Below are 25,389 nucleotides of genomic sequence, written 5' to 3'. Positions count from 1 at the left end.
GGCGACAACGTGGCGATGGACGTGGAGCTGATCGCGCCGATCGCCATGGACCAGGGCCTGCGCTTCGCCATCCGCGAGGGTGGCCGCACCGTGGGTGCGGGCGTCGTCGCCAGCATCGAGAAGTAATGAACCGTGGCTGACGCGCAAAACATTCGCATCCGCCTCAAGGCGTTCGATCACCGCGTGCTGGATGGCAGCACGCGGGAGATCGTGAACACCGCGAAGCGGACCGGCGCGCGGGTGCGGGGTCCTATCCCGCTCCCGACCCATATCGAGCGTTTCACCGTGAACCGCTCGCCGCACGTGGACAAGAAGTCGCGCGAGCAGTTCGAGATCCGGACTCATCGTCGTCTTCTCGACATCGTCGACCCCACCCCGCAGACCGTGGACGCGCTGATGAAGCTCGACCTGGCCTCCGGCGTGGACGTCGAGATCAAGATCTGAGCGGGGGACGAACCAGATGTCCGCCAAGAACGGCCGTACCGGCCTGATCGCCAAGAAGCTGGGCATGACCCGGCTCTTCCGTGAGGACGGCACCACCGTCCCCGTGACCGTGCTGCACGTCGACGACGTGCGCGTGGTCGCGGTCCGCACCGCCGAGAAGGATGGCTACACCGCCGTCCAGCTCGGTGCGGGCAAGGCGAAGGTGAAGAACGTCTCGAAGGCCAACAAGGGTCACTTCGCGAAGACCGGCGTGGAAGCGCCTGCCAAGGTCGCGGAGTTCCGCGTGGCCGCCGACGCGGTGCTGGAGGCCGGCGCTTCGCTGACCTCGGCGCACTTCGTCGCGGGGCAGAAGATCGACGTGACCGCCACGTCGAAGGGCAAGGGCTTTGCCGGCGCCATGAAGCGCTGGAACTTCGGTGGTCTCGAGGCGTCGCACGGCGTGTCGATCTCCCACCGTTCCCACGGTTCGACGGGTAACCGTCAGGATCCGGGCAAGACCTTCAAGAACAAGAAGATGGCTGGCCATCTCGGTGTCGAGCGCATCACCACCCAGAACCTGGTGGTGGCGGGTGTCGACGCGGAGAAGGGCCTTCTCATGGTCAAGGGCACCGTTCCTGGCGCTTCCGGCGCCTGGGTCGTGGTCCGTGACGCCGTGAAGCGCGCCCGGCACGCCGACGCGCCGTACCCGGCCTGAAGATCAGAAGAAAAGCGATGCAAGTGAAGGTTATCACTCTCGATAACGGCCAAGCCGGCGAGATCGAGCTGCCGGAGGAGCTCTTCGGAGCTGCTCCGCGGTCCGACATCATGGCGCGCGTGGTGCACTGGCAGCTCGCGAAGCGACGTGCGGGTACCCACAAGGTGAAGGGCATGGGGGAGGTCTCCGGGACCACCAAGAAGCCCTATCGCCAGAAGGGTACCGGCAACGCCCGTCAGGGCTCGCTGCGTGCTCCCCAGTACCGTACGGGCGGCGTGGTGCATGGACCGGTGGTTCGTGACCATGGCTACAGCCTGAACAAGAAGGTCCGTCGTCTCGGCCTCATCAGCGCCCTCAGCCAGAAGGCTGCGGACGGCAAGCTGGTGGTGATCGAGGTTCCGGCCGAGGCCGATGCCAAGACCGCGACCCTGGCCAAGCAGGTCAAGGCGCTGGGCTGGACGAGCGCGCTGGTGGTCGATGCGACCCCGGCCGAGGGCTTCGTCCGCGCCGCGCGCAACCTGCCGAAGTTCCAGGTCATGCCGACGGTCGGTGCCAACGTGTACGACATCCTCAACCACGACGTCCTCGCGGTCACCCGCGCCGGCATCGAGGCGCTGAAGGAGCGGCTGGCGTGAGCGAGACGCAGCAGAAGAAGACCCGCGCCGTCATCGGCGGCGAGAAGCTCTACCAGGTGGTGCTCGCCCCGGTGGTGACCGAGAAGGCCACCATGCTGAACGAGCAGGGCCAGGTGACCTTCAAGGTGACCCTCGAGGCGACCAAGCCCGAGATCAAGGCCGCCGTGGAAGGTCTCTTCGGTGTGACGGTCAAGGCCGTGAACACCGTGGTGGTCAAGGGCAAGACGAAGCGCTTCCGGGGTCGCCCGGGCGTGCGTTCGGATTGGAAGAAGGCGGTGGTGAAGCTGGCCGAGGGCCAGTCGATCGACCTCACGACGGGGCTCGCGTAAGCCATGGCGTTGAAGAACTTCAATCCGGTCACCCCGTCCCTCCGCGGGACGGTTCTGGTGGACCGTTCGGAGCTGTGGAAGGGTGCGCCCGTCAAGCAGCTGACCGAGGGCAAGAAGAGCTCCGGTGGCCGCAACAACCACGGCCGCATCACGGTGCGGTTCCGGGGCGGCGGACACAAGCAGGCCTACCGCTACGTGGACTTCAAGCGGAACACCAAGCTCGGTGTGCCGGCGACGGTGGAGCGTCTGGAATACGACCCCAACCGCACCGCCTGGATCGCGCTGCTGAAGTACCAGGATGGCGAGCTGTCCTACATCATCGCGCCGCAGCGGCTGAAGGCCGGCGACACGGTGATCGCGGACGCGCGCGCCGACATCAAGCCGGGCAACGCGATGCCGCTGTCGGCCATTCCGGTCGGCACGATCATCCACTGCATCGAGATGAAGCCGGGTGCGGGCGCCAAGATGTCCCGCTCCGCGGGCACCTACTCGCAGCTGGTCGGCAAGGACGCGGGCTACGCCCAGATCAAGCTGATGTCCGGTGAGCTCCGCCTGGTGCGTGCCGAGTGCATGGCCTCGATCGGCGCCGTGTCCAACCCGGACAACAGCAACCAGCAGATCGGCAAGGCCGGTCGTTCCCGCTGGCTGGGCCGTCGTCCGCACAACCGCGGCGTCGTGATGAACCCGGTCGATCACCCCCACGGCGGTGGTGAGGGTCGGACCTCGGGCGGTCGCCACCCGGTTACCCCGTGGGGCAAGCCGACCAAGGGCTACAAGACCCGCACCAACAAGCGCACGGACAATCTGATTGTTCGCCGCCGCAACGCGACGAAGGGCTGATTAGATGGCTCGCAGTGTTTGGAAGGGGCCGTTCGTCGACGGCTACCTGCTTGGCAAGGCGGACACGGCGCGTGCGTCGGGGCGGAACGAGATCATCAAGATCTGGACCCGCCGTTCGACCATCCTGCCGCAGTTCGTGGGTCTGACCTTCGGGGTCTACAACGGGAAGAAGTTCATCCCGGTGCAGGTCAACGAGAACATGGTCGGTCACAAGTTCGGCGAGTTCTCGCCGACGCGCACCTTCACCGGCCACTCGGCCGACAAGAAGGCGAAGCGGGGCTGATATGAGCAAGCCGAAGCATGAGCGTGGCCTGGCCGAGACCGAGGCCCAGGCCGTCACCCGGAACATCCGGGTGTCGCCGCGCAAGCTGAACCTGGCCGCTGGCCTGATCCGTGGCCGCAAGGCCTCGGACGCGGTCGCGATCCTGACCTTCAGCAAGCGCCGCATTTCCGGTGCCGTGAAGACGACGCTCGAGAGCGCGATCGCCAACGCGGAGAACAACCACCAGCTCGACGTCGACAAGCTGGTGGTGGCGCGCGCCGAGGTCGGCCGTGCCGTCGTCATGAAGCGTTTCCACGCCCGCGGTCGTGGCAAGTCGTCGCGCGTCGAGAAGTGGTTCAGCCACCTCAAGATCGTGGTGGCGGAGCAGCAGCTCGCCGAGCCGGCGTCGCAGGGGGAGGCCGCGTAAAATGGGCCACAAAGTCAATCCGATCGGGCTGCGGCTGGGCATCAACCGCACCTGGGACAGCCGCTGGTACGCCGACAACGGCTACGCCAAGATGCTGCACGACGACCTGAAGCTTCGCACGAAGCTCAAGGAGCGCCTGAAGGGCGCCGGCGTGTCGCGCGTGGTGATCGAGCGTCCGGCCAAGAAGCCGCGCGTGACGATCCACGCCGCCCGTCCGGGCGTCGTGATCGGCAAGAAGGGCGCCGACATCGAGGTTCTGCGCAAGGACCTGGCGAAGCTCGCCGGGGCCGAGGTCTCCCTGAACATCATGGAGATCCGCAAGCCCGAGATCGACGCGACCCTGGTCGCCGAGAGCATCGCCCAGCAGCTGGAGCGCCGCGTGGCCTTCCGTCGCGCCATGAAGCGCGCCGTGCAGTCCGCGATGCGCCTGGGCGCCGGCGGCATCCGCATCAACTGCGGTGGCCGTCTGGGTGGTGCCGAGATCGCCCGCATGGAGTGGTACCGCGAGGGCCGCGTGCCCCTGCACACCCTCCGCGCGGACATCGATTTCGGCGTGGCGACCGCGAAGACCAACTACGGCACCTGCGGTGTCAAGGTTTGGATCTTCAAGGGCGAGATTCTGGCACATGATCCGATGGCGCAGGACAAGCGCGCCGCGGAGCAGGCGCCGCAGCGCTGAGGCGGAATGAATCATGCTGCAACCGAAGCGTACCAAGTTCCGCAAGGCGCATAAGGGTCGTATCCACGGGCTGGCGAAGGGCGGGTTCACCCTGTCCTTCGGCGGCTTCGGCCTGAAGGCGCTGGAGCCGGAGCGCGTGACGGCCCGCCAGATCGAGGCGGCCCGTCGTGCCATCACCCGCGCCATGAAGCGCCAGGGCCGCGTCTGGATCCGCATCTTCCCGGATGTGCCGGTCTCGACCAAGCCTGCCGAGGTCCGCATGGGCTCCGGCAAGGGCGCGCCCGAATACTGGGTGGCGCGTATCAAGCCTGGCCGCGTCATGTTCGAGATCGACGGTGTCAGCCAGGAAACGGCGCGCGAGGCGCTGAGCCTGGGTGCCGCCAAGCTGCCGATCAAGACCAAGTTCGTGGCGCGTCTGGGCGCCGAGGCGTAAGAACACCATGACCAAGATCGCAGATGTCCGGGCCAAGAGCCCGGACGAGCTGAAGGCGATGCTGCTCGACCTCCGGAAGGAGCAGTTTAACCTTCGCTTCCAACGAGCCACTGGACAGTTGGAGGCAGTTTCGCGTATTCGCGCGGTGCGGCGAGACATCGCCCGCGTGAAGACCATCCTGGGCCAGTCGGCCCAGGCATCCCAGAAGGCCTGACGAGGAGACCCCGGCAATGCCGAAGCGCGTCCTCACCGGGCGGGTCGTCAGCGACAAGGGCGAGAAGACGGTTACCGTCCTCGTCGAGCGTCGCGTGATGCACCCGCTCTACAAGAAGTTCATCAAGCGTTCGGGCCGCTACGCGGCGCACGACGATGCCAACCTGTGCAAGGAAGGCGACACCGTGCGTATCGAGGAGTGCCGCCCGATCAGCAAGCGCAAGAGCTGGCTGGTGATCGCCCGCAACGGTGAGGACGTCGCCCGTCCCGCCGGTTTCGAGGCGCCGGTGCAGTCTGAGAGTGCTGCGGCATGATCCAGGTTGAATCCAACCTCGACGTCGCCGACAACTCCGGCGCGCGTCGGGTGCAGTGCATCAAGGTGCTCGGCGGCTCGAAGCGCAAGAGCGCCTCGGTCGGCGACATCATCGTGGTGGCCATTCAGGACGCCATCCCCCGCGCCAAGGTCAAGAAGGGTGAGGTGCACCGCGCCGTCATCGTTCGCACGGCCTACCCGGTGCGTCGGGCTGACGGCACGGCCATCCGCTTCGACAACAACGCCGCCGTGCTGATCAACAAGCAGGGCGAGCCGATCGGGACCCGCATCTTCGGGCCGGTGGTGCGCGAGCTGCGCGCCCGCCGCTACATGAAGATCATCTCCCTGGCTCCGGAGGTGCTGTAATGGCCGCGAAGATCCGCAAGGGTGACCGCGTCCTGGTGATCTCGGGCTCCGACAAGGGCAAGCGCGGCGAAGTGCTGCGCGTGTCCCCTGAGGACAACCGCGCGGTCGTGCAGGGCGTGAACATGGTCAAGCGGCACCTCAAGCCCAAGGGCATGGGGCAGCCGGGTGGCATCCAGGAGAAGGAGGCGACCATTCACCTCTCGAACCTGGCTCTGATCGATCCGAAGTCCGACAAGGCGACCCGCGTCGGCTTCAAGGTCGTGGACGGCAAGAAGGTCCGGGTGGCGAAGGCCTCCGGCGAGGTGCTCGACGCATGAGCGAGACTCAGAAGGAGCTGCCCCGCCTGCAGCAGCACTACCAGGCGGTGGTGCGTGAGGCGATGCAGAAGGAGTTCGGCTACTCCAACGTCATGGAGATGCCGAAGCTCACCAAGATCGTGCTCAACATGGGCGTGGGCGAGGCCGCCGGCGACAGCAAGAAGCTGGATGCCGCGGTCGCCGAGATGATGGCCATCGCTGGTCAGAAGCCGGTGAAGACGATCGCCAAGAAGGCCATCGCGGGGTTCAAGATCCGCGAAGGCCAGGCGATCGGCTGCAAGGTCACCCTGCGTCGTGCCCGGATGTACGAGTTCCTGGACCGCCTGATCACCATCGCGCTGCCGCGCGTGCGTGACTTCCGTGGCCTGCCGGGCAACCGTGGCTTCGACGGCCGTGGCAACTTCGCCATGGGCCTGAAGGAGCAGATCATCTTCCCCGAAATCGCGTACGACAAGGTCGATGCCATCCGCGGCATGGACATTCAGTTCGTGACCACGGCGAAGACCGACAAGGAAGCGAAGGCGCTGCTCAAGGCGTTCCAGCTTCCCTTCGCGAATTAACCTGGAAAACCGGTTCCGCCGCCCCCTCACTCCGGGCGGTCGGGGCCAGGTTCTGGAGGATCAAAACCGCATGGCGAAGACTTCTTCCATCGAGAAGAACAAGCACCGCATGCACCTTGCGGCCGCGCACGCTGAGAAGCGTGCCGCCCTCAAGGCGCTGGTGATGGACCGCGAAGCCCCCGTCGAGGAGCGCTTCGAGGCCACTCTCAAGCTCGCCCAGCTGCCGCGTAACGGCGCCAAGGTCCGCATTCGCCTTCGTTGCGAGCTGACCGGCCGCCCCCGTGGCAATTATCGTAAGTTCCAGCTGAGCCGCAACAAGCTCCGTGACCTGGCCTCCAGCGGCCAGATCCCCGGGCTTGTCAAGGCTTCCTGGTAAGGCGGAGGACCGATGTCCCTGTCCGATCCCCTGGGTGATATGCTCACCCGCATCCGCAACGGTCAGCGCGCGCGGCAGAGCCGCATCGCCTCGCCCGCGTCGCGCCTGCGCGCCGACGTGCTCGAGGTGCTGAAGCGCGAGGGCTACATCCGCACCTACTCGACCGAGGACGTCCGTCCCGGCGTGAAGATGCTCCACATCGAGCTCAAGTATTCCGAGGGCGAGCCGGTCATCAAGGAGATCAACCGCGTCTCCAAGCCGGGCCGTCGCGTTTACGCGAAGATCAAGGAGCTGCCGAAGATCTACAATGGTTTCGGCATCTCGATCCTCTCCACGCCGCGGGGCGTGATGAGCGACACTGAGGCCCGCGTCGCCAATGTTGGCGGCGAAGTCCTCTGCCGCGTGTTCTGAGGAGGCCGGCAAGATGTCTCGAGTCGGCAAGTATCCCGTTTCCGTTCCTTCGGGCGTGACCCTCACGCTGGCCGAAGGCGCGATCGTGGCGAAGGGCAAGCTCGGCGAGCTGCGCCTGCCGCTGACGGACGCGGTGGACGTGACCGTGGACGGCAACTCCGTGGCCGTGGCGCCGCGCGGTTCCGACCGTCGCGCCCGCACGATGTGGGGCACCACCCGTGCCCTGATCAACAGCATGGTCACCGGCGTGTCCAAGGGCTTCGAGAAGTCCATGGAGATCACCGGCACCGGCTACCGCGCGGCGGTGCAGGGGAAGGAGCTGATCCTCAACCTCGGCTACAGCCACGAGATCCGCTACGCGATCCCGGAAGGGATCAAGATCACGACCGAGCGCCCCACGGCGATCAAGGTCGAGGGTGCGGACAAGCAGCGCGTCGGCCAGGTGGCGGCGGAGATCCGCGGCTACCGTGGTCCCGAGCCCTACAAGGGCAAGGGCATCCGCTACACCGATGAGACGATCCTCCGGAAGGAGGGTAAGAAGAAGTAATGCACAAGCTCGCACTTCAGGCGCGCCGGCGTTCGCGCCTCCGCTACCAGCTGCGGCAGAAGTCCGGTGGGCGTCCGCGCCTGTCGATCTACCGCTCGGGTCGCCACATCTACGCGCAGATCATCGACGACAAGGCGGGCCGCACGCTGGCCCACGCCTCGACGCTCGAGAAGGACCTGCGCGCCAACACGGGCGCCGATCTCGAGGCGGCCACCACCATCGGCAAGCTGATCGCCGAGCGTGCGGTGGCGGCCGGGGTGACGGCGGTGGTCTTCGACCGCGGTCCCTACCTCTATCATGGCCGGGTCAAGGCCCTGGCGGACGGCGCCCGTGAGGGCGGCCTGTCCTTCTGAGGAGCTGACGCATGGCATATGCACCGAGGTCCGGTGGCGAGGGTGGCGGCGAGGGCGGTGAGCGCCGTGGCCGCGGTCGTCGCCGCGACGACAACCGCAATCAGCCGCAGCAGAACGCCGAGGGCGATGAGCTCCGCGACAAGCTGGTGACCATCAACCGCGTCGCCAAGGTGGTGAAGGGTGGCCGTCGCTTCTCCTTCGCCGCCCTGGTGGTGGTGGGTGACCAGAAGGGCCGCGTGGGCTGGGGCGCCGGCAAGGCGCGCGAGGTGCCGGAGGCGATCCGCAAGGCCACCGAGCGCGCCAAGAAGACGATGATCCGCGTGCCGATGCGTGAAGGGCGTACCCTTCACCACGACATGATCGGTGAGTTCGGCGCCGGTCGCGTGATCCTTCGCGCGGCTCCCGCCGGTACCGGCATCATCGCCGGCGGCCCGATGCGCGCGGTGTTCGAGTCCCTGGGCATGGGCGACGTGGTCGCCAAGTGCACCGGCACCACGAACCCGCACAACATGATCAAGGCGACCTTCGCGGCGCTGGGCAAGGTGACTTCCCCGCGCGCCGTGGCCGCCCGTCGCGGCAAGAAGGTTTCCGACCTGATCGGGCCGCGCAAGGAAGATGCCGCTCCGGCGGCGCAGGAGGCCGGCGGTGTCTGAGACTGCCCAGAAGACCGTGAAGGTGACCCAGACCGGGTCGCCCATCGGCCGCAAGCCCGGTCAGCGCGAAACGCTGATCGGCCTCGGCCTGAACAAGATGCACCGGAGCCGCGAGCTGGAGGATACTCCTGCGGTGCGCGGCATGATCCGGAAGGTCGCCCACCTCATCAAGGTGGAGGATTGATCCCATGGTGAAGCTCAACGAGCTGCGCGACAACGAGGGCGCCCGCCCGAAGTTCAAGCGTATCGGTCGCGGTATCGGTTCCGGCAAGGGCAAGACCGGTGGCCGCGGCGTGAAGGGCCAGAAGGCTCGCTCCGGCGTGTCGCTGAACGGGTTCGAGGGCGGTCAGCTCCCGATCTACCGGCGCCTGCCGAAGCGTGGCTTCGTGAACCTGTTCCGCGTCGAGTACGCGCCGCTCAACCTCGGCTCGATCGACAAGGCCATCACGGAAGGCCGCCTGCCGGCCGACCAGGCCCTGGACGAGACGGCGCTGAAGGCGGCGGGCGTGGTTCGGGTCGGCGGCAAGCGCTCCGGCGTTCGGCTGCTGAACAAGGGCCAGATCACCCGCGCGGTGAACCTGACCGTGTCCACCGCTTCCCCTGCGGCGATCGCCGCGGTCGAGGCGGCGGGCGGCAAGGTCACCGTGACGGTGGCCAAGGCCGAAGAGCCTGCTGCCGCTTGATTGAAGCCCCCCGGGGGCATTACCTGACCGCTTAAGGTCTTCGCTGCGGCGCGCGGGGAACTCCCCCGGGCGCCGCAGTCATGAGGAGGGTAGGCATGGCGTCCGCCGCCGAGCAGCTCGCGGCCAATCTCAACCTCGGGGTGCTGTCACGCGCCACCGAGCTGAAGAAGCGGCTTTGGTTCACCCTAGGGGCGCTGATCATCTACCGCCTCGGCACCTACATCCCGGTCCCGGGCGTGGACACGGCGGTGATGGCCGACGTGCTGCGCCAGCACGGCGGCGGCGTCCTGGGCATGTTCGACATGTTCACCGGCGGTGCGCTGGGGCGCATGACGGTGTTCGCGCTGAACATCATGCCCTACATCTCGGCCTCGATCATCGTTCAGCTGATGACCGCCGCCATCCCCTCCTGGGATGCCCTCAAGAAGGAGGGTGAGACCGGCCGCAAGAAGCTCAACCAGTACACCCGCTACCTCACCGTGCTGATCGCGCTGGTTCAGGCCTACGGCATCGCCGTCGGGCTCGAGAGCATGCGCGGCGCGGCCGGCGGATCGGCGGTCTACACGGCCGGGCTGTTCTTCCGCTTCTCCTGCGTCATCACGCTGGTGGGCGGCACCATGTTCCTGATGTGGATCGGTGAGCAGATCACCGCGCGCGGCATCGGCAACGGCACCAGCCTGATCATCTTCGCGGGCATCGTGGCCAACCTGCCGCATGCCTTCGTGTCGACGCTGGAGCTCGGCCGCACTGGCGCGCTGAGCACGCCCTTCATCATCTTCTTCTTGCTGGTTGCCCTGGCCGTGATCGCCTTCGTGGTGTTCATGGAGCGTGCCCAGCGCCGCATCCCGGTGCAGTACCCCAAGCGCCAGGTCGGCAACCGCATGTTCGGCGGCGACAGCACCCACCTGCCGCTGAAGCTCAACACCGCCGGCGTGATCCCGCCGATCTTCGCCTCCTCGCTGCTGCTGCTGCCGGCCACCTTCGCAGGCTTCAGCAACGCCAACGGCACCGATACCTGGCTCAGCCGCGCGGCGGGGCTGCTGGCGCATGGCCAGCCGCTCTACATGGTGGCCTACGTCGCGCTGATCATCTTCTTCGCCTTCTTCTACACGGCGGTGGTGTTCAACCCCACCGAGACGGCGGACAACCTGAAGAAGAACGGCGGCTTCGTGCCTGGCATCCGTCCGGGCCAGGCGACGGCCGACTATTTCGACCGCGTGCTGACGCGCCTGACCCTGGTGGGCGCCCTCTACATGGCCGTGGTCTGCCTCATCCCCGAGTTCCTGATCGCGCAGTACGGCGTGCCCTTCTACTTCGGCGGCACCTCGCTGCTGATCATCGTGTCGGTGACCATGGACACGGTGGCACAGGTGCAGTCGCACCTCTTCGCGCACCAGTACGAGGGCCTGATCCGCAAGGCCCGCCTGGGCGCTCCGGGCGCGGGTCGCTCGCTGCCCAGCAACCGTCCGACCGTGGGGAGGCGTCGTTGAACCTGATCCTGCTGGGACCGCCGGGCGCGGGGAAGGGTACCCAGGCCAAGCGGCTCGAGGAACGCTACGGCGTGGCGCAGATCTCCACCGGGGACATGCTGCGCGCCGAGGTGAAGTCGGGCTCCGAGATCGGGCGCGAGGCCAAGGCGATCATGGAAAGCGGCGGGCTGATGCCCGACGCGATCATCACCGCCATGCTGGCGCTGCGCGTGGCGCAGCCCGACTGCGCCAAGGGCTTTATCTTGGACGGCTTCCCGCGCACCGTGCCGCAGGCCGAGGCGCTGGACGTCATGCTGCGCGAGAAGGGGATGGAGCTCGAGCACGTGATCGAGCTCAAGGTGGACAGCGAGGCGCTGGTCGAGCGCATCGCCGGCCGCTTCACCTGCGCCAAGTGCGGCACCGGCTACCACGACAGCTTCAAGCCGACCGCCGTGGCCGGCGTGTGCGACGTGTGTGGCTCGACGGAGTTCATCCGCCGCGCCGACGACAAGGCCGAGACCGTGGCCGCGCGGCTCGCGGCCTATCGTGCCCAGACGGAACCCCTGCTGCCCTACTACCAGGCGCAAGGAAAGCTGCGCAGCGTCGACGGCATGGCCGACATCGACGACGTGACCGCAGCGCTCGAGGCGGTGCTGAACCAGCCTTGACCTGATGGGGCGAGGTGGTCTATCTCGCCCCCTCTCTCGCGGTGGGTCCTGCCCGCCGCGATCCCCTATGCAAACTGCCTGCTTCTTCTGGAGTCGGGCGGTGATCACCTCGCCGGCCTTGGCTGCCCGCCGTTGCCGGCCCTACAGGAGCGTATGCTCCAGGAGAGCGAACGTGGCGCGTATCGCCGGCGTGAACATCCCCGACAACAAGCGCGTGCAGATCTCGCTGCGCTACATCTACGGCATCGGCCCGAAGAACGCGGCCGAGATCTGCGAGAAGCTGAACATCGCCGACGACCGTCGCGTGAACCAGCTCTCGGATGAGGAGATCCTCCGCATCCGCGAGATGCTGGACCGCGACTACCGCGTGGAGGGTGACCTCCGCCGCGAAGTGGCGATGAACATCAAGCGGCTGATGGACATGGCCTGCTACCGCGGCCTGCGTCATCGCCGTGGCCTGCCGGTCCGCGGTCAGCGCACCCACACCAACGCCCGCACCCGCAAGGGCAAGGCCGTGGCGATCGCCGGCAAGAAGAAGGTTACCAAGTAAGATGGCCCGTCAGCCGAGCGCCGGTTCCCGTCCGCGCAAGAAGGAGCGCAAGAACATCGCCACCGGCGTGGCGCATGTTCTGTCGACCTTCAACAACACCATCGTCACGATCACCGACAGCCAGGGCAACGCCATTGCCTGGTCGTCCTCGGGGTCGCAGGGCTTCAAGGGCAGCCGGAAGTCCACCCCCTACGCCGCGCAGGTCGCGGCCGAGGACGCCGGCAAGAAGGCGCGCGAGCACGGCATGGAGACGCTGGAGATCATGGTCTCCGGTCCCGGTTCGGGTCGTGAGAGCGCGCTGCGCGCCCTGCAGGCCGTCGGCTTCTACGTGACCGCCATCAAGGACGTGACCCCGATCCCGCACAACGGTTGCCGCCCGCGCAAGCGTCGTCGCGTCTGATCAGGAACGTCCGAGGAGAAAGCCCCGTGCTGGATCGCAATTGGCGTTCCCTGATTAAGCCTGAGCGCCTGGACATCGATCCGGGCGCCGACCCGTCGCGCGTCGCCACCGTGGTGGCGGAGCCGCTGGAGCGCGGCTTCGGCCAGACCCTCGGCAACGCGCTGCGTCGCATCCTGCTGTCCTCGCTGCAGGGCGCGGCCGTCACGGCCGTGAAGATCGAGGGCGCGCTGCACGAGTTCAGCGCGCTGCAGGGTGTGCAGGAAGACGTCACCGACATCATCCTGAACATCAAGCGCCTCGCGATCCGCATGCCGGGTGAGGGCACCAAGCGCCTGTCGCTCGAGGCCACCGGCCCCGGCGAGGTGACGGCGGGTCAGATCCAGGTCTCCGGCGACATCGAGATCGCCAACCCGGAACTGGTCATCTGCACCCTCGACGACGGCGCCCGCCTGTCGATGGAGTTCACGGTCGCCACCGGCAAGGGCTACGTGCCCGCGTCGGAGAACCGTACCGAGGACCAGGAGATCGGCGTGATCCCGGTGGACGCGATCTACTCGCCCGTCCGCCGCGTCGCCTTCCAGGTGCAGCCGACCCGCGTCGGTCAGCGCACGGACTACGACAAGCTCGTGCTCACGGTGGAGACCGACGGCACGGTCGCGCCGGATGACGCGGTGGCGCTCGCCGCCCGCATCCTGCAGGACCAGCTGCAGCTCTTCATCAACTTCGACGAGCCGCGCGAGGCCAAGGTGCAGGAGGTGCAGGACGACCTGCCCTTCAACCGCAACCTGCTGCGCAAGGTCGATGAGCTGGAGCTGTCGGTCCGTTCGGCGAACTGCCTGAAGAACGACAACATCGTCTACATCGGCGACCTGGTGCAGAAGTCCGAGCAGGAAATGCTCCGGACCCCGAACTTCGGGCGCAAGTCGCTGAACGAGATCAAGGAGGTCCTGGCCTCCATGGGTCTCGGACTTGGGATGTCGGTGTCTGGCTGGCCGCCCGAGAATGTCGAAGACCTGGCCCGCCGGGTCGAAGAACCCTTCTGAGAAGCCCCCGGGGCCTAGGAGACTACAATGCGTCACGGGATGGCTGGGCGTAAGCTCAACGTCACCTCCGCCCACCGGATCTCGATGTTCCGGAACATGGCGACCTCGCTGCTGAAGCACGAGCAGATCACCACGACCCTGCCCAAGGCGAAGGAGCTGCGCCCCTACGTCGAGCGCATCATCACGCTCGGCAAGCGCGGTGGCCTGCATGCCCGTCGTCAGGCACTGGCCCAGATCCGCGACCCGAAGGTCGTGGACAAGCTGTTCACCACGATCGCCGAGCGCTACGCGACGCGTTCGGGCGGCTACAGCCGCGTGCTGAAGGCCGGTGTCCGCTTCGGTGACGCCGCCGACATGGCGGTGATCGAGCTGGTGGACCGCGACGTCGCGGCCAAGGGCCTCGACAGCGGCCCGAAGGCCGAGGTGTCCGAGGACGAGCAGCAGGCGGCGTGATCCGTTCCTTCGGATCGTTCTGCCGCGGGGCGGGTGGGCAACCACTCGCCCCGTTGCTTTTGGGGCTCCTCCTCGTGCTGCTGGCCTCGTCGGTGGCCCGGTCGCAGGACGTGCCCACCGCCGAATCCCTCCGCGGCAAGACGATGCAGGAACTCGGCGCCCAGCAGGACGTGGCGCCCATGCTGCGAAACGTCGCCCGTGGCCGCCAGCAGGTCATCTTCGACCATCTGCGCGCCCCGGGTGAGGGCGTGCAGGTGAAGGACGGCTACGCCTGGGCCTGGGGCTGCAATGGCGGGAACTGCCGCGAGAACGGGTTGCTGATCGGCTACGAACCCGCCGACGCGCTGTTCTGGATGGTGCTGATCCGGGACGGGGAACTCGACCGGCAGGTGCCGCCGCGCGGCTCGCCCTGGCCCGCGCCGCTCGCCGCCGCGGTGTCGGCGATCGACCCGACGATCGGGGAAAGGCTGGCTTCGGGCCGCTGACCGGCGGCCCGGCAAGGACGGGGAGGGGACGGACCGTGTCCCCTCCGCCGCGTCAGTGCGGAACCTTGCTCAGTTCCGCCACCAGGAAGTCGCGGAACACCGCCACGCGCTTGGAATGGCGCATCTCCTCCGGATACACGAAGAAGGCCTCGAACTTCGGCGTCTTCATTTCCGGCAGCACCGGCGTCAGGTCGGAGAAGTCGTCGTCCATGTAGTCCGGCAGCGCCGCGATCCCCATGCCCGAGCGCACGGCGCGCAGCATCGCGGGCAGGCTGTTCACCTCCATGGCGGCGCGGCGTGGGCTCCCCGGGCGGCGGCCCGCCTCGGTCAGCCAGTTGATGTCCTCCACCGGCGGGCGGTAGTCGCCGTAGGTGATCAGCCGGTGGTTATCGAGGTCCTCCGGCCGGTTCAGCGGCCCGTTCGCCTTCAGGTACTCGGGCGAGGCCACGACCTTCCAGCCGAAGGTGGCGACGTGGCGCTGGATCAGGTCGGGCTGGCGCGGCGGGTGCATGCGGATGGCGACGTCGGCCTCGCGCATCGCCAGGTCCAGCTCGACGTCGTCCAGCAGCAGCGTGACCGTGACGTCGGGGTGCTTGTCGATGAAGCGCTGCAGGCGCGGCGCCAGCCACAGCGCGCCGAAGCCGGTGGCGGTGGTGACCTTCAGCCGTCCCGCAGCCCGCTCCCGGCTCTCGGTCAGCAGCGTTTCGGTCATGGCCAGCTTGGCGAAGACCTCGCGCACCGTCTTGTTCAGCGTTTCGCCCTGCTCCGTCAGGATCAGTCCACGCGCGTGGCGGTGAAACAGGGGCACCGACAGCGCTTCCTCCAGCGCCTGGATCTGCCGCGACACGGCCGACTGGCTAAGGTTCAGCGACTCGCCGGCATGGGTGAAGGACCCCGCCTCGGCGACGGCGTGAAAAACGCGGAGCTTGTCCCAGTCGAGCGGCATGTGGAGTTTTGTCCCCCAGGGTTGGGAAGCGGTGGTTGGACGGCGTTGGTGTCAGAGGTAGGCCGCAGGGGCCGGGGCCTCGTCGGGGATGCTGGCCAGCCACTTCTCGGCATCCAGCGCGGCCATGCAGCCCGTGCCTGCCGCCGTGATCGCCTGGCGATAGATGTGATCCTGCACGTCGCCCGCGGCGAAGACGCCCTCGACCGAGGTGCGGGTGGAGCCGGGCTCCGTCACGAGGTAGCCGCTCTCGTCCATGGCGAGCTGCCCCCGGAACAGCGCAGTGGCGGGGGAATGGCCGATCGCCACGAACAGGCCCTGGATCGGCAGCTCCCGCCGCGCGCCGGTGGTGACGTCCTCCAGCAGCAGCGCCCGCGCCACCGGGACGCGGCCGCTCTCGTCGGCCAGCACCGCGCCCACCGTGGTGTTCCACACGATCTCGATGTTGGGCCTGGCGAAAAGGCGGTCCTGCAGGATGCGCTCGGCCCGGAAGGTTTCGCGGCGGTGGATCAGCGTGACCTTGCGCGCGAGGCCCGACAGGTAGAGCGCTTCCTCGATCGCGGTGTTGCCGCCGCCCACCACGGCCACGTCCTTGCCGCGAAAGAAGAAGCCGTCGCAGGTGGCGCAGGCCGACACGCCGAAGCCCGACAGCTCCCGCTCGCCCGGGATGCCCAGCCAGCGGGCCTGGGCGCCGGTGGCGATCACCAGCGCATCGGCGGTGTAGGTGTCGCCGCTGTCGCCCACGCAGCGGAAGGGCCGGCTGCCGGTGTCCACCGACACGATCGTGTCCATGATGATCTTGGCGCCGACATGCTGCGCCTGGGCGGCCATCTGCTCCATCAGCCAGGGGCCCTGGATCGGGTCCGCGAAGCCCGGGTAGTTCTCCACCTCGGTGGTGATGGTCAGCTGCCCGCCGGGCTGCAGCCCGGCCACGACGAGCGGGGCAAGTCCGGCACGGGCGGCGTAGATCGCGGCGGTATAGCCCGCGGGCCCTGCACCGAGGACGAGGAGCTTGGTGCGATGATTCTCAGACACGGCTGAATTCCTGCGAGTCGCGGGTCTCGCGCAGCATATCGGTCAGCCCTGCGTGTATCGCAACCCGATATGCCATGAAGGATGGGCTGGACGGCATGGGACGTGCAAGGATATTTCGTTCCCCCGCCACTTCGGGCAATGAAACTGATGCCGAACGAAGCGCCCGACCTGGACGCGACCGACCTCCTGATCCTGGATGAGCTGCAGCGGGACGGGCGGATGACCAACGTGGAACTGGCGCGCCGCGTGGGCCTGTCCGCCCCGCCCTGCCTGCGCCGCGTCCGCCGCCTGGAAGAAACCGGCGTCCTGCGCGGCTACCATGCTGACCTCGATGCCTCCGCGCTGGGCTGGGAGGTCACGGTCTTCGCGCTGGTCGGCCTCGAAACGCAGAAACTGTCGATCCTGGAAGCGTTTGAGCGCATGGTCACCGCCTGGCCCGAGGTAAGGGAGTGCCACATGATCCGGGGTGGCGGCGATTTCCTCCTGCGCATGGTGGCGCGCGACACCGCCCACGAGAACGCGCTCACGGCCCGCCTGACGGGGGCGGACCACGTCATGCGGGTGCAGACGCTACAGGTCATCCGCACGGCCAAGGAGGCCGTGGGTGTGCCGCTGGGGGGCGAAGCCATGCCCGGGTGAACCCGGCGTGCCCGCGCGGGGCAGGGATCACGTCCTGGATGTGATCCGTGGCGTGGCGGCGGTGCAGGTGGTGTTCCTGCACCTGGCATCGGCCTATTGGCCGGAATGGATCCTGGCGCCGAGCGGGAGCACGGGCGCCACCTGGCGGGCAACGCCGCTCTTCGTACCCTTCGACGGCTACTCGGCCGTGTTCCTGTTCTTCGGGCTGAGCGGCTTCGTGCTCACCCGCGCCTGGTCGGGCGACAGCTCCGTGCTGCCCGTGGTGGTCGGGCGCTACCTGCGGCTCGCCTTGCCGGCGCTGGCGGCCTGCCTTCTCGCCTGGGTGGCGATGCGCCTGTTCGGACATCCCAACCTTCGGGCCGGTGAGGTCCTGGCGTCCTCCTGGCTGCAGGGCAGCTGGGACCTGCGGCCCAACCTGCCCGACGTGTTCCGCGACGGGCTGCTCGACGCGCCGCTGCTGGGCTACGACGGCGCGGGTTATCTCAGCAAATACGATTGGCCGGGACCGGAACTAAGGTCGCTCACCCGTGCCTGGGTGCCGCTGCTCTGGACGCTGTCGCTGGAATTCCAGGGCGCGATGCTGGTGCTGGCGCTGGTCCGCTTACGGCAGAGCTTCCCGCGGCTCTGGCTGCCGGCGGTCGCCGGGCTGCTGGTGGTGCTCGTCCGCAGCGCCTTCCTGTGCTTCCTGCTGGGCCACCTGCTGAGCTTCGTGTCGCCCGGGCGCGCGCCGGGCGCGGCGAGAACCACCGCGACGAAAAACACAATGGCGATCCCGCTCCTCGGCCTGTTGCTGGTGTCCCTCGGCGCCTGGATCGGCGTTCTGGCAGAGGGCGGCGTGGCCGCGGCCATCGGCACGCTGTGCCGCGCCGAACTGCCGGCGCTCCCCTGCCTGTCGGTCTATCAGTGCCAGAAGATGACGGGCGGAATGCTGGAGTTCCTGGGCCTCGTGCTCGCCTTCGGCGGGGTTGCAGTGCGCCGCCCGATCCTGCTGGCCCTCGGGCGCTGGTCCTTTCCGCTTTATCTCGGCCACTGGCCCGGCGTAGTGGCGGCGGGCGCTGCGACCTACCTGCTGCTGCAACCGGTCCTGGGTGAGGTGCCGGCGCGCCTGATGGCCTGCGTCACGGCGCTCGCCTGGACGGCGATGGCGGTGGCGCTGCTCCTGCGTGCGGATGGGTTCGCGCAGTCGCTCAGCCGCGTCCTGCGCGGCCGGCCGCGGCGCGTGGGGGAGGGTGGGGCGGGGCACCCCGGCTGAGGCCGGTCCGTGGCGCCCAACCGTGGCGCCCAACCGTGGCGCCCAACCGTGGCGCCGGTCCGTGATGTCGATCCGTGGTGGCCGACCGCTGAGCCCGCCCCGTTGAGCCTGGGCGCCGGGCCGTGGTAGCGAACCGGACCGCCGAACGGCGCGTGCCCGCGGCCGATGCCGCTCGTCCGTGCGTGGCACGGCCGTTTTCACGTCTCCATCTATCGAGGCGCCCCGCCCCGGAAGCCGGGGCCGTCCTGCGACGTTGGAAAGGCCGATGGCGAGCAACGATCCCTACCAGACCCTGGGCGTGAGCCGGACGGCGAGTGCGGACGAGATCCGCCAGGCTTTCCGCGCCATCGCCAAGAAGAACCACCCCGACCTCAACCCGGGCAACCGGGAGGCCGAGGAACGCTTCAAGGCCGCCAACGCCGCGAACGACCTGCTGTCCGACCCGGACAAGCGCGCCCGGTTCGACCGGGGCGAGATCGACGCCGAAGGGCAGGAGCGGCCGGAGCGCAGCTACTACCGCGACTACGCCGCGGGTGCCGGTGGGGCACGTTACCGCCCTGGCGCGGCCGGCGCCGGCAGCCGTGGGAACCGGGCGGGGGGCAGCGAGGCCGGCGGCTTCGCGGGCTTCAGCGACTTCGACTCCGGCGACTTCGGCGACATCTTCAGCGACTTCCTCCGCACCCACACCGGGGCGGGCGGCGGCACCACCCGCGCGCGCCGGGGCGCCGACCACCAGTACCGGATGGAGGTCTCCTTCCTGGACGCGGTGAACGGCGCCACCCGCCGGCTGACGCTGCCTGAGGGCGGGGAGCTCGACGTGCGCATCCCGCCCGGGCTGGAGGACGGGCAGATCCTGCGGCTGCGCGGCAAGGGCGAACCGGGGCGCAACGACGTCCCCGCCGGCGACGCGCTGATCGAGGTCACGATGCTGCCGCACCCCTTCTTTCAACGCGACGGCCGCAACCTCGCGCTGGAACTGCCGGTGACCTTCAGCGAGGCGGTGCTCGGCGCCCGGGTGCCCGTGCCGACGCCGCGCGGCGAGGTGTCGCTCACCATCCCGCCGCATTCCGACAGCGGCACCAAGCTGCGCCTGCGCGGACGCGGCGTGGCGGCCGGCAGCGGGGCGGAGGCCGGTGACCTGACGGTGACGCTGCGCCTGGTGACCGGGCCCGTCGACGGGGCGCTGGAGGAGTTCCTGCGCAGCTGGCAGCTGAAGCAGCCGCCCTTTGATCCGCGAGGCAACCTGGGGGGAGAACCGGGATGAGCGCCACCACCACGCCCGCCGGCACGATCACCGTGGCCGCCGTGCTCAGCCGCTTCCGGCGGCTCGACCCGCGCACGCTGGAAGGCTGGATCGCCTCGGACTGGGTCCGCCCGTCGCGTGAAGGGGGCGAGACACTGTTTCGCGCCGTGGACGTGGCGCGCCTGGGCCTGATCCTGGAACTGCGCGACGAGCTGGAGCTGGGCGAGCCCGCCATCCCCGTGGTGCTGTCGCTGGTGGACCAGCTGCACGACAGCCGCCGGCAGATGCGCCGGCTGCGCGACGCGCTGGGGGAACTGCCCGAGGAAAGCCTGCGCAGCCTGGCGCGCCGCCTGTCGGCGCTCGAGGAGGACTGAAGCCGGGGCGTCAGCCCTGGTGGAAATGGGGGCTGGGACGCCAGCCCCGTGGGGGACCTGAAACCCTGGCGTCAGCCCCTGCGAGGGAATGAAGCCGAGGCGTCAGCCCCAGAAGGGGAATTGAAGCCGGGGCGTCAGCCCCGGCGCACCACGTAGTCGCCCGCTTCCAGCGTCGCGATGATCGCGGCGCCTTGGGCGGCGTCGCGGACCTCGACCATCAGCTCCAGCTCGGTGGACTGCACCGTGGGCGCGCCGAAGAGCTGCTGGTGCTTCACCTCGATCACGTTGCCGCCGGCTTCCGAGATCCGGCGGGAAATATCCGCCAGCACGCCGGGTCGGTCGGGGATGTCGAAATGCAGCCGCAGCAACCGCCCGTCGCGCAGCAGCTGGCGCAGCAGCACGTTGCTCAGCGCCCGCGCGTCGATGTTGCCGCCGCAGACCGGCGTGCCCACGCGGTGCCCGGCGAAGCGCGCCGGATGGCTCAGCAGCGCCGCGACGCCCGCCGCCCCGGCACCCTCGGCCACCACCTTGGCGCCCTCGGCCAGCAGGGCGATGCCCTGTTCCACGGCGCGCTCGGGCACCACCAGCACCTCGATGCCCATCTGCCGCAGGAGCGCGAAGGGCGTCTCGCCCACGTCGCGCACCGCGATCCCCTCGGCCACGGTCGGACCGCCCACCGTGATCGGCCGCCCCGCCAGGCGCTGTGCCATGGCCGGGTAGCCTTCCACCTCCACGCCGAAGACGCGCAGGTTCGGGTTGATCTCCAGCGCCGCTGCGGCACAGCCGGCCAGCAGTCCGCCGCCGCCCACCGGGAACACCAGCGTGTCGATCGCCGGGGCATCCTCGATCATCTCGATCGCCATGGTGCCCTGGCCGGCGATCACGCCCGGGTCGTCGTAGGGATGGATGAACACCAGCCCGTCGCGCAGCGACAGCGCGTGGGCATGCGCCGCGGCCTCCGCCAGGGTTTCGCCGTGCAGCACCACCTCGGCGCCCCAGCTCTCGGTGCGCACCACCTTGGTGGCCGGCGTGAAGCGCGGCATCACGATGGTGGCGCGGATCCCCAGCAGGCTGGCATGGCGCGCCACGGCCTGGGCGTGGTTGCCGGCCGACATGGCGACCACGCCGGTGGCCTTCTCGCGCGCGGAAAGCAGCGCCAGGCGGTTCGCCGCCCCGCGCTCCTTGAAGGCGCCCGTGGCCTGGAGGTTGTCGAGCTTGAGCCAGACCTCGCAACCCGCCGCGCGGCCGACCGCGGGGGCCTGGATGGTGGGCGTGCGCACCACCGCGCCGCGGATGCGCTCCGCCGCCGCCCGGACTTCTGCCAGTGTGACCGGGGGTGCCGCCACGCGGCTGGCGAAGGCGGTGGCGGTCACGGCGTCGGGCGCGGCGGCGGTCATGCAGGGCGGGCCTTAGTTGTAGGCGACCTTGGTGATCTCGACGGAGCGTGCCCCGCCCGGCGCCGGCACCTCGACCGTGTCGCCGACGCCCTTGCCCAGCAGCGCGCGCGCCAGCGGCGAGGAGATCGAGATGCTGTTCTTCTTCATGTCGGCCTCGTAGGCGCCGATGATGCGATAGGTCTTCTCGTCCTCGGATTCCTCGTCGACGATGGTGACCGTGGCGCCGAAGCGCACCTGGTCGCCGGCCATCTTGGCCACGTCGATCACCTCGGAGGACGGGATCACGGACTCCAGCTCGGCGATGCGGCCCTCGATAAAGGACTGCCGCTCGCGCGCCGCGTGGTACTCCGCGTTCTCCGACAGGTCGCCATGGGCGCGCGCCTCGGCGATGGCGCGGATCACCGCCGGCCGCTCCTCGGCCCGCAGCACCCGCAGCTCGTCCTCCAGACGGGCCAGCCCTTCGGCTGTGATGGGGAACTTCTGCACGGCGTAAACCTTCCCAGAACACGACGCGACCGCGCCAGCCACCGGTGAACCGGAAGCCGGCACGGCGCCGGGTGGGCGATCCCACCCCAAACACGGTGCCTCTTAAAAGCAGGGGCGGGTGCCGACCGTTCGGTCAGCCCCGCCCCGTGCCCTCAGAACGAAGACTGAAAGTAGGACTGCAAGGGGGCCACATCAAGCGTTCCCGCACGCAGCGCCGCGATGGCGTGCACCGCGGCCCGCGCGCCGGCCACCGTGGTGTAGTGCGGGATGCCGCTGGTGAGCGCGGAACGGCGGATGTCGAAGCTGTCCGCCACCGACTGGCCCGAGCCCGCGGTGTTGATCACCAGCTGGATTTCGCCCGACTTCATGGCGTCCACGCAGTTGGGCCGGCCTTCCAGCACCTTCTTCACCTCGCTCACCGGCAGGCCGGCCTCGCGCAGGCGGGCGGCGGTGCCGTGGGTGGCCGCGACGCCGAAGCCCATCTCCACCAGGCGCCGGGCCAGCGACACCATCGCCGCCTTGTCGCCGTCGCGCACCGAGATGAAGGCCGTGCCGGCCTCGGGCAGCTTCACGCCGGCGCCCATCTGGGCCTTGAGGAAGGCGCGCTCGAAGGAATGGTCGAGGCCCATCACCTCGCCGGTGGACTTCATCTCCGGCCCCAGGATGACGTCGACGTTGGGGAAGCGGTTGAACGGGAACACCGCTTCCTTCACCGCGACGTGCGGGCTGATGGCGTCGTCATCCAGGCGGAACTCGCTGAGCAGTGCGCCCGCCATCACCCGCGCGCCGATCTTGGCCACCGGCACGCCGGTCGCCTTGGCCACGAAGGGCACGGTGCGCGAGGCGCGCGGGTTGACCTCGAGAACGAAGATCTCGTTGCCCTTCACCGCGTACTGCACGTTCATCAGGCCCTTGACCTTGAGCGCGCGGGCCATGGCCTCGGTCTCGGCCTTGAGCTCGGTGATCACCGCCGGGCTCAGCGAGTAGGGCGGCAGCGAGCAGGCGCTGTCGCCGGAATGGATGCCGGCTTCCTCGATGTGCTCCATCACGCCGGCCACGTAGACGTTGCCCGCCTCGTCGGCGATGCAGTCCACGTCGACTTCGATCGCGTCCGACAGGTACTGGTCGATCAGGATCGGGTTCTCGCCCGACACCTTCACCGCTTCCGCGCCGAAGCGCATCAGCTGCGCCCGGTCGTGCGCGATCTCCATCGCGCGCCCGCCCAGAACGTAGGAGGGGCGCACCACCACCGGGTAGCCGATGCGGTCCGCCTCGTCCGCCGCTTCCTCCAGCGTGCGCACCGTGCCGTTGCGCGGCTGCTTGAGGCCCAGGCCCTGGAGCAACTGCTGGAAGCGCTCGCGGTCCTCGGCGATGTCGATGGCCTCGGCCGAGGTGCCCAGGATGGGGATGCCGGCCTTGTGCAGCGCCTGGCTCAGCTTGAGCGGCGTCTGCCCGCCATACTGCACGATGCAGCCCAGGACCTCGCCGCGCGACTGCTCGACCCGGATGAGCGAGATCACGTCCTCGGCGGTCAGCGGCTCGAAGTAGAGGCGGTCGGAGGTGTCGTAGTCGGTCGACACCGTTTCCGGGTTGCAGTTGACCATGACGGTCTCGAACCCGGCCTCACGCAGGGCATAGGCCGCGTGGACGCAGCAGTAGTCGAACTCGATGCCCTGGCCGATGCGGTTGGGCCCGCCGCCCAGGATGATGATCTTCTTCCGGTCGCTCGGCGCCGCCTCGTCCACGGGCGCGCCGAAGCCGCCCTCGTAGGTCGAGTACATGTAGGCGGTGGAGGAGGCGAACTCGGCGGCGCAGGTGTCGATGCGCTTGAACACCGGCCGCACGTCCAGCGCCAGCCGCGCCGCGGTGACGTCGGCCTCGTCGCTGCCGGCGAGCTTCGCCAGCCGACGGTCCGAGAAGCCCAGCGCCTTGAGCCGGCGGAAGCCCGCCGCATCCACGGGCAGCCCGCCCGCGCGGACGCCTTCCTCGGCCCGCACGATCCGCTCGATCTCGCGCAGGAACCAGGGGTCGAAGCGGCAGGCGCCGTGGATCTGCTCAACCGACAGGCCGGCGCGGAAGGCCTGCGCCACCACGACGGAACGGTCCGGCGTCGGCGTCGACAGCGCCGCGATGAAGGCTTCCACCGAGCCGTCGCCCGGGGCTGCGATGTCATCGAGCCCGGTCAGCCCGGTCTCGAGCGAGCGCAGGCCCTTCTGGAAGGCCTCCGCGAAGGAGCGGCCGATCGCCATGGCCTCGCCCACCGACTTCATCGAGGTGGTCAGCGTCGCCGGCGTGCCTGGGAACTTCTCGAAGGTGAAGCGCGGGATCTTCACCACCACGTAGTCGATGGTGGGCTCGAAGGAGGCTGGCGTGCCGGTGATGTCGTTGGTCAGCTCATCCAGCGTGTAGCCCACCGCCAGCTTCGCCGCGATCTTGGCGATCGGGAAGCCGGTGGCCTTCGACGCCAGCGCCGAGGAGCGCGACACGCGCGGGTTCATCTCGATGACCACCATGCGGCCATCCACCGGGTTGATGCCGAACTGCACGTTGGAGCCGCCGGTATCCACGCCGATCTCGCGCAGGCACGCGATGCTCGCGTCGCGCATCCGCTGGTATTCCTTGTCGGTCAGCGTCAGCGCCGGCGCGACGGTCACGGAATCGCCCGTATGGACGCCCATCGGGTCGAGGTTCTCGATGGAGCACACGATGATGCAGTTGTCCGCGGAATCACGGACCACCTCCATCTCGAACTCCTTCCAGCCGAGCACGCTTTCCTCGATCAGCACCTCGTTGGTCATCGAGGCAGAGAGGCCGGCCGAGACGATCTGCTCGAATTCCTCGCGGTTGTAGGCGATGCCGCCGCCCGTGCCGCCCAGCGTGAAGGAGGGGCGGATGACGCAGGGCAGCTTCACCTCGTCGAGGCCGGCGCGCGCTTCCTCCATCGTGTGCGCGATGGCCGAGCGCGGGCTCTCGATGCCGATCTTGGTCATCGCGTCGCGGAACTTCAGCCGGTCCTCGGCCTTGTCGATCACCTCGGCCTTGGCGCCGATCAGCTCGCAGCCGTACTTCCCCAGCACGCCGGCCTCGGCCAGCTTCAGCGCGGTGTTGAGCGCCGTCTGCCCGCCCATGGTGGGCAGGATCGCATCGGGCCGCTCCTTGGCGATGATGCGCTCCACCACCTCAGGGGTGATCGGCTCGATATAGGTCGCGTCCGCCAGGCTCGGATCGGTCATGATCGTGGCGGGGTTGGAGTTCACCAGGATCACCCGGTAGCCCTCGGCGCGCAGCGCCTTGCAGGCCTGAGCGCCGGAATAGTCGAATTCGCAGGCCTGCCCGATCACGATGGGCCCGGCGCCGATGATCATGATGGACTGGAGGTCGGTGCGCTTGGGCATGGTGGCTCCGCTCGGGTGATCG

The 25,389-nt window shown here is 68.7% G+C and carries 38 protein-coding genes; 33 read left to right on the top strand and 5 right to left on the bottom strand.

All coding sequences use genetic code 11. From position 1 onward, the window contains the following. The 29 genes from ACFFGY_RS13635 to ACFFGY_RS13495 all read left to right on the top strand — a co-directional run. The coding region (locus ACFFGY_RS13635) for an EF-Tu C-terminal domain-related protein (RefSeq protein ID WP_456316167.1) at nucleotides 1-126 on the top strand (126 nt) is incomplete at its 5' end. A gap of 6 nt (nucleotides 127-132) precedes the next feature. Then, the gene (gene rpsJ / locus ACFFGY_RS13630) at nucleotides 133-444 is read left to right on the top strand and encodes a 30S ribosomal protein S10 (RefSeq protein ID WP_019459503.1); all 312 of its coding nucleotides are present in this window, start codon (nucleotides 133-135) and stop codon (nucleotides 442-444) included. A 16-nt stretch (nucleotides 445-460) separates the two neighbouring features. Next, entirely contained in the window at nucleotides 461-1,138 is a 678-nt protein-coding gene (gene rplC / locus ACFFGY_RS13625; protein ID WP_377045038.1) for a 50S ribosomal protein L3, read from the top strand. A gap of 17 nt (nucleotides 1,139-1,155) precedes the next feature. Continuing rightward, complete coding sequence (gene rplD, locus ACFFGY_RS13620; protein WP_377045037.1) at nucleotides 1,156-1,773, top strand: 50S ribosomal protein L4; 618 nt, start codon at nucleotides 1,156-1,158, stop codon at nucleotides 1,771-1,773. A 32-nt stretch (nucleotides 1,774-1,805) separates the two neighbouring features. Beyond that, a complete protein-coding gene (locus tag ACFFGY_RS13615; RefSeq protein WP_377045052.1) occupies nucleotides 1,806-2,102 on the top strand; it encodes a 50S ribosomal protein L23 in 297 nt (98 codons plus the stop codon). Between the two features lie 3 nt (nucleotides 2,103-2,105). Continuing rightward, a complete protein-coding gene (rplB, locus tag ACFFGY_RS13610) occupies nucleotides 2,106-2,942 on the top strand; it encodes a 50S ribosomal protein L2 (protein ID WP_377045036.1) in 837 nt (278 codons plus the stop codon). Between the two features lie 4 nt (nucleotides 2,943-2,946). Beyond that, nucleotides 2,947-3,225 (top strand): 30S ribosomal protein S19, encoded by a 279-nt coding sequence (rpsS, locus tag ACFFGY_RS13605; RefSeq protein ID WP_377045035.1) that lies wholly within the window; start codon nucleotides 2,947-2,949, stop codon nucleotides 3,223-3,225. Between the two features lies 1 nt (nucleotide 3,226). Next, nucleotides 3,227-3,631: a 50S ribosomal protein L22 gene (gene rplV, locus ACFFGY_RS13600; RefSeq protein WP_377045034.1), complete on the top strand. Its 405-nt coding sequence runs from the start codon at nucleotides 3,227-3,229 to the stop codon at nucleotides 3,629-3,631. 1 nt (nucleotide 3,632) lies between these two features. Then, nucleotides 3,633-4,310, top strand: coding sequence for a 30S ribosomal protein S3 (rpsC, locus tag ACFFGY_RS13595; protein ID WP_377045033.1), 678 nt, complete (start codon nucleotides 3,633-3,635; stop codon nucleotides 4,308-4,310). Between the two features lie 13 nt (nucleotides 4,311-4,323). After that, nucleotides 4,324-4,743, top strand: coding sequence for a 50S ribosomal protein L16 (gene rplP / locus ACFFGY_RS13590; RefSeq protein WP_377045032.1), 420 nt, complete (start codon nucleotides 4,324-4,326; stop codon nucleotides 4,741-4,743). Between the two features lie 7 nt (nucleotides 4,744-4,750). Further along, entirely contained in the window at nucleotides 4,751-4,957 is a 207-nt protein-coding gene (gene rpmC, locus ACFFGY_RS13585; RefSeq protein WP_377045031.1) for a 50S ribosomal protein L29, read from the top strand. Between the two features lie 16 nt (nucleotides 4,958-4,973). Next, the gene (rpsQ, locus tag ACFFGY_RS13580) at nucleotides 4,974-5,270 is read left to right on the top strand and encodes a 30S ribosomal protein S17 (RefSeq protein WP_377045030.1); all 297 of its coding nucleotides are present in this window, start codon (nucleotides 4,974-4,976) and stop codon (nucleotides 5,268-5,270) included. Next, the gene (gene rplN / locus ACFFGY_RS13575) at nucleotides 5,267-5,635 is read left to right on the top strand and encodes a 50S ribosomal protein L14 (protein ID WP_377045029.1); all 369 of its coding nucleotides are present in this window, start codon (nucleotides 5,267-5,269) and stop codon (nucleotides 5,633-5,635) included. The genes rpsQ and rplN overlap by 4 nt, the downstream gene beginning before the upstream one ends. After that, entirely contained in the window at nucleotides 5,635-5,952 is a 318-nt protein-coding gene (gene rplX / locus ACFFGY_RS13570) for a 50S ribosomal protein L24 (protein WP_377045028.1), read from the top strand. Before rplN ends, rplX begins: the two co-directional genes overlap by 1 nt. Beyond that, complete coding sequence (gene rplE / locus ACFFGY_RS13565) at nucleotides 5,949-6,512, top strand: 50S ribosomal protein L5 (RefSeq protein ID WP_377045027.1); 564 nt, start codon at nucleotides 5,949-5,951, stop codon at nucleotides 6,510-6,512. Before rplX ends, rplE begins: the two co-directional genes overlap by 4 nt. A 70-nt stretch (nucleotides 6,513-6,582) precedes the next feature. After that, nucleotides 6,583-6,888 carry a 30S ribosomal protein S14 gene (rpsN, locus tag ACFFGY_RS13560; protein ID WP_377045026.1) on the top strand — a complete coding sequence of 102 codons (306 nt, stop codon included), beginning with the start codon at nucleotides 6,583-6,585 and terminating at the stop codon, nucleotides 6,886-6,888. 12 nt (nucleotides 6,889-6,900) lie between these two features. Continuing rightward, nucleotides 6,901-7,299: a 30S ribosomal protein S8 gene (gene rpsH / locus ACFFGY_RS13555; RefSeq protein WP_377045025.1), complete on the top strand. Its 399-nt coding sequence runs from the start codon at nucleotides 6,901-6,903 to the stop codon at nucleotides 7,297-7,299. Nucleotides 7,300-7,312: 13 nt separating this feature from the next. Continuing rightward, nucleotides 7,313-7,846 carry a 50S ribosomal protein L6 gene (gene rplF / locus ACFFGY_RS13550; protein ID WP_377045024.1) on the top strand — a complete coding sequence of 178 codons (534 nt, stop codon included), beginning with the start codon at nucleotides 7,313-7,315 and terminating at the stop codon, nucleotides 7,844-7,846. Continuing rightward, nucleotides 7,846-8,199: a 50S ribosomal protein L18 gene (gene rplR, locus ACFFGY_RS13545; protein WP_377045023.1), complete on the top strand. Its 354-nt coding sequence runs from the start codon at nucleotides 7,846-7,848 to the stop codon at nucleotides 8,197-8,199. The genes rplF and rplR overlap by 1 nt, the downstream gene beginning before the upstream one ends. 11 nt (nucleotides 8,200-8,210) lie before the next feature. Next, nucleotides 8,211-8,852 carry a 30S ribosomal protein S5 gene (rpsE, locus tag ACFFGY_RS13540; RefSeq protein ID WP_377045022.1) on the top strand — a complete coding sequence of 214 codons (642 nt, stop codon included), beginning with the start codon at nucleotides 8,211-8,213 and terminating at the stop codon, nucleotides 8,850-8,852. Next, on the top strand, nucleotides 8,845-9,036 hold the full coding sequence (gene rpmD, locus ACFFGY_RS13535) for a 50S ribosomal protein L30 (protein ID WP_377045021.1): 192 nt from the start codon (nucleotides 8,845-8,847) through the stop codon (nucleotides 9,034-9,036). Before rpsE ends, rpmD begins: the two co-directional genes overlap by 8 nt. A gap of 7 nt (nucleotides 9,037-9,043) precedes the next feature. Continuing rightward, a complete protein-coding gene (rplO, locus tag ACFFGY_RS13530) occupies nucleotides 9,044-9,535 on the top strand; it encodes a 50S ribosomal protein L15 (protein WP_377045051.1) in 492 nt (163 codons plus the stop codon). 95 nt (nucleotides 9,536-9,630) lie between these two features. Continuing rightward, nucleotides 9,631-11,025 (top strand): preprotein translocase subunit SecY, encoded by a 1,395-nt coding sequence (secY, locus tag ACFFGY_RS13525; RefSeq protein ID WP_377045020.1) that lies wholly within the window; start codon nucleotides 9,631-9,633, stop codon nucleotides 11,023-11,025. Further along, nucleotides 11,022-11,672, top strand: a complete 651-nt coding sequence (locus ACFFGY_RS13520; RefSeq protein ID WP_377045019.1) for an adenylate kinase — start codon at nucleotides 11,022-11,024, stop codon at nucleotides 11,670-11,672. The genes secY and ACFFGY_RS13520 overlap by 4 nt, the downstream gene beginning before the upstream one ends. Nucleotides 11,673-11,844: 172 nt before the next feature. Then, the gene (rpsM, locus tag ACFFGY_RS13515) at nucleotides 11,845-12,222 is read left to right on the top strand and encodes a 30S ribosomal protein S13 (protein ID WP_377045018.1); all 378 of its coding nucleotides are present in this window, start codon (nucleotides 11,845-11,847) and stop codon (nucleotides 12,220-12,222) included. Nucleotide 12,223: 1 nt separating this feature from the next. Continuing rightward, the gene (rpsK, locus tag ACFFGY_RS13510) at nucleotides 12,224-12,622 is read left to right on the top strand and encodes a 30S ribosomal protein S11 (protein ID WP_377045017.1); all 399 of its coding nucleotides are present in this window, start codon (nucleotides 12,224-12,226) and stop codon (nucleotides 12,620-12,622) included. A gap of 26 nt (nucleotides 12,623-12,648) precedes the next feature. Then, entirely contained in the window at nucleotides 12,649-13,665 is a 1,017-nt protein-coding gene (locus tag ACFFGY_RS13505) for a DNA-directed RNA polymerase subunit alpha (protein ID WP_377045016.1), read from the top strand. 27 nt (nucleotides 13,666-13,692) lie between these two features. Beyond that, a complete protein-coding gene (gene rplQ, locus ACFFGY_RS13500; protein WP_377045015.1) occupies nucleotides 13,693-14,118 on the top strand; it encodes a 50S ribosomal protein L17 in 426 nt (141 codons plus the stop codon). Between the two features lie 53 nt (nucleotides 14,119-14,171). Beyond that, nucleotides 14,172-14,603 carry a hypothetical protein gene (locus ACFFGY_RS13495; RefSeq protein ID WP_377045014.1) on the top strand — a complete coding sequence of 144 codons (432 nt, stop codon included), beginning with the start codon at nucleotides 14,172-14,174 and terminating at the stop codon, nucleotides 14,601-14,603. A 52-nt stretch (nucleotides 14,604-14,655) separates the two neighbouring features. Here ACFFGY_RS13495 and ACFFGY_RS13490 read toward each other — a convergent pair whose 3' ends face one another. Together ACFFGY_RS13490 and trxB are read right to left on the bottom strand one after the other, a co-directional pair. Next, nucleotides 14,656-15,549, bottom strand: a complete 894-nt coding sequence (locus ACFFGY_RS13490) for a LysR family transcriptional regulator (protein ID WP_377045013.1) — start codon at nucleotides 15,547-15,549, stop codon at nucleotides 14,656-14,658. A 51-nt stretch (nucleotides 15,550-15,600) separates the two neighbouring features. Further along, nucleotides 15,601-16,581: a thioredoxin-disulfide reductase gene (gene trxB / locus ACFFGY_RS13485; protein ID WP_377045012.1), complete on the bottom strand. Its 981-nt coding sequence runs from the start codon at nucleotides 16,579-16,581 to the stop codon at nucleotides 15,601-15,603. A gap of 147 nt (nucleotides 16,582-16,728) precedes the next feature. Here trxB and ACFFGY_RS13480 point away from each other — a divergent pair, with 147 nt between their 5' ends. The 4 genes from ACFFGY_RS13480 to ACFFGY_RS13465 all read left to right on the top strand — a co-directional run bounded on the left by ACFFGY_RS13480 (nucleotide 16,729) and on the right by ACFFGY_RS13465 (nucleotide 20,089). Further along, on the top strand, nucleotides 16,729-17,220 hold the full coding sequence (locus tag ACFFGY_RS13480; RefSeq protein ID WP_377045011.1) for an Lrp/AsnC family transcriptional regulator: 492 nt from the start codon (nucleotides 16,729-16,731) through the stop codon (nucleotides 17,218-17,220). A gap of 40 nt (nucleotides 17,221-17,260) precedes the next feature. Continuing rightward, nucleotides 17,261-18,472: an acyltransferase family protein gene (locus tag ACFFGY_RS13475; RefSeq protein WP_377045010.1), complete on the top strand. Its 1,212-nt coding sequence runs from the start codon at nucleotides 17,261-17,263 to the stop codon at nucleotides 18,470-18,472. A 265-nt stretch (nucleotides 18,473-18,737) separates the two neighbouring features. Then, nucleotides 18,738-19,736 carry a DnaJ C-terminal domain-containing protein gene (locus ACFFGY_RS13470; protein ID WP_377045009.1) on the top strand — a complete coding sequence of 333 codons (999 nt, stop codon included), beginning with the start codon at nucleotides 18,738-18,740 and terminating at the stop codon, nucleotides 19,734-19,736. Beyond that, the gene (locus ACFFGY_RS13465; protein ID WP_377045008.1) at nucleotides 19,733-20,089 is read left to right on the top strand and encodes a hypothetical protein; all 357 of its coding nucleotides are present in this window, start codon (nucleotides 19,733-19,735) and stop codon (nucleotides 20,087-20,089) included. Before ACFFGY_RS13470 ends, ACFFGY_RS13465 begins: the two co-directional genes overlap by 4 nt. Nucleotides 20,090-20,223: 134 nt before the next feature. On the opposite strand, the gene ACFFGY_RS13460 is transcribed toward ACFFGY_RS13465, so the two are convergent. The 3 genes from ACFFGY_RS13460 to carB form a co-directional block, all read right to left on the bottom strand. Next, entirely contained in the window at nucleotides 20,224-21,486 is a 1,263-nt protein-coding gene (locus tag ACFFGY_RS13460; protein ID WP_377045007.1) for a threonine ammonia-lyase, read from the bottom strand. Nucleotides 21,487-21,498: 12 nt separating this feature from the next. Further along, a complete protein-coding gene (gene greA, locus ACFFGY_RS13455; RefSeq protein ID WP_377045006.1) occupies nucleotides 21,499-21,972 on the bottom strand; it encodes a transcription elongation factor GreA in 474 nt (157 codons plus the stop codon). A 152-nt stretch (nucleotides 21,973-22,124) separates the two neighbouring features. Then, nucleotides 22,125-25,367, bottom strand: a complete 3,243-nt coding sequence (gene carB, locus ACFFGY_RS13450) for a carbamoyl-phosphate synthase large subunit (RefSeq protein ID WP_377045005.1) — start codon at nucleotides 25,365-25,367, stop codon at nucleotides 22,125-22,127. Between the last annotated feature and the right edge of the window lie 22 nt (nucleotides 25,368-25,389).

The sequence above is a fragment of the Roseomonas elaeocarpi genome, from assembly GCF_042433915.1.
Classification (GTDB): Bacteria; Pseudomonadota; Alphaproteobacteria; order Acetobacterales; family Acetobacteraceae; genus Roseomonas; species Roseomonas elaeocarpi.
This window is presented reverse-complemented; position numbering and strand designations above follow the sequence as displayed.

Excerpts from the sequence above, each read along its gene's own strand:
- rplN (WP_377045029.1), top strand. The coding sequence starts at position 5,267 with ATGATCCAGGTTGAATCCAACCTCGACGTCGCCGACAACTCCGGCGCG.
- rplV (WP_377045034.1), top strand. The coding sequence starts at position 3,227 with ATGAGCAAGCCGAAGCATGAGCGTGGCCTGGCCGAGACCGAGGCCCAG.
- rplC (WP_377045038.1), top strand. The coding sequence starts at position 461 with ATGTCCGCCAAGAACGGCCGTACCGGCCTGATCGCCAAGAAGCTGGGC.
- rplD (WP_377045037.1), top strand. The coding sequence starts at position 1,156 with ATGCAAGTGAAGGTTATCACTCTCGATAACGGCCAAGCCGGCGAGATC.
- ACFFGY_RS13480 (WP_377045011.1), top strand. The coding sequence starts at position 16,729 with ATGCCGAACGAAGCGCCCGACCTGGACGCGACCGACCTCCTGATCCTG.
- rplP (WP_377045032.1), top strand. The coding sequence starts at position 4,324 with ATGCTGCAACCGAAGCGTACCAAGTTCCGCAAGGCGCATAAGGGTCGT.
- rplF (WP_377045024.1), top strand. The coding sequence starts at position 7,313 with ATGTCTCGAGTCGGCAAGTATCCCGTTTCCGTTCCTTCGGGCGTGACC.
- carB (WP_377045005.1), bottom strand. The coding sequence starts at position 25,367 with ATGCCCAAGCGCACCGACCTCCAGTCCATCATGATCATCGGCGCCGGG.
- ACFFGY_RS13490 (WP_377045013.1), bottom strand. The coding sequence starts at position 15,549 with ATGCCGCTCGACTGGGACAAGCTCCGCGTTTTTCACGCCGTCGCCGAG.
- rplB (WP_377045036.1), top strand. The coding sequence starts at position 2,106 with ATGGCGTTGAAGAACTTCAATCCGGTCACCCCGTCCCTCCGCGGGACG.
- rpsQ (WP_377045030.1), top strand. The coding sequence starts at position 4,974 with ATGCCGAAGCGCGTCCTCACCGGGCGGGTCGTCAGCGACAAGGGCGAG.
- rplE (WP_377045027.1), top strand. The coding sequence starts at position 5,949 with ATGAGCGAGACTCAGAAGGAGCTGCCCCGCCTGCAGCAGCACTACCAG.
- rpsH (WP_377045025.1), top strand. The coding sequence starts at position 6,901 with ATGTCCCTGTCCGATCCCCTGGGTGATATGCTCACCCGCATCCGCAAC.
- rpsN (WP_377045026.1), top strand. The coding sequence starts at position 6,583 with ATGGCGAAGACTTCTTCCATCGAGAAGAACAAGCACCGCATGCACCTT.
- rpsC (WP_377045033.1), top strand. The coding sequence starts at position 3,633 with ATGGGCCACAAAGTCAATCCGATCGGGCTGCGGCTGGGCATCAACCGC.
- rpsK (WP_377045017.1), top strand. The coding sequence starts at position 12,224 with ATGGCCCGTCAGCCGAGCGCCGGTTCCCGTCCGCGCAAGAAGGAGCGC.
- ACFFGY_RS13470 (WP_377045009.1), top strand. The coding sequence starts at position 18,738 with ATGGCGAGCAACGATCCCTACCAGACCCTGGGCGTGAGCCGGACGGCG.
- secY (WP_377045020.1), top strand. The coding sequence starts at position 9,631 with ATGGCGTCCGCCGCCGAGCAGCTCGCGGCCAATCTCAACCTCGGGGTG.
- rplR (WP_377045023.1), top strand. The coding sequence starts at position 7,846 with ATGCACAAGCTCGCACTTCAGGCGCGCCGGCGTTCGCGCCTCCGCTAC.
- rplQ (WP_377045015.1), top strand. The coding sequence starts at position 13,693 with ATGCGTCACGGGATGGCTGGGCGTAAGCTCAACGTCACCTCCGCCCAC.
- ACFFGY_RS13460 (WP_377045007.1), bottom strand. The coding sequence starts at position 21,486 with ATGACCGCCGCCGCGCCCGACGCCGTGACCGCCACCGCCTTCGCCAGC.
- ACFFGY_RS13465 (WP_377045008.1), top strand. The coding sequence starts at position 19,733 with ATGAGCGCCACCACCACGCCCGCCGGCACGATCACCGTGGCCGCCGTG.
- rpmC (WP_377045031.1), top strand. The coding sequence starts at position 4,751 with ATGACCAAGATCGCAGATGTCCGGGCCAAGAGCCCGGACGAGCTGAAG.
- rplX (WP_377045028.1), top strand. The coding sequence starts at position 5,635 with ATGGCCGCGAAGATCCGCAAGGGTGACCGCGTCCTGGTGATCTCGGGC.
- rpsS (WP_377045035.1), top strand. The coding sequence starts at position 2,947 with ATGGCTCGCAGTGTTTGGAAGGGGCCGTTCGTCGACGGCTACCTGCTT.
- rpsE (WP_377045022.1), top strand. The coding sequence starts at position 8,211 with ATGGCATATGCACCGAGGTCCGGTGGCGAGGGTGGCGGCGAGGGCGGT.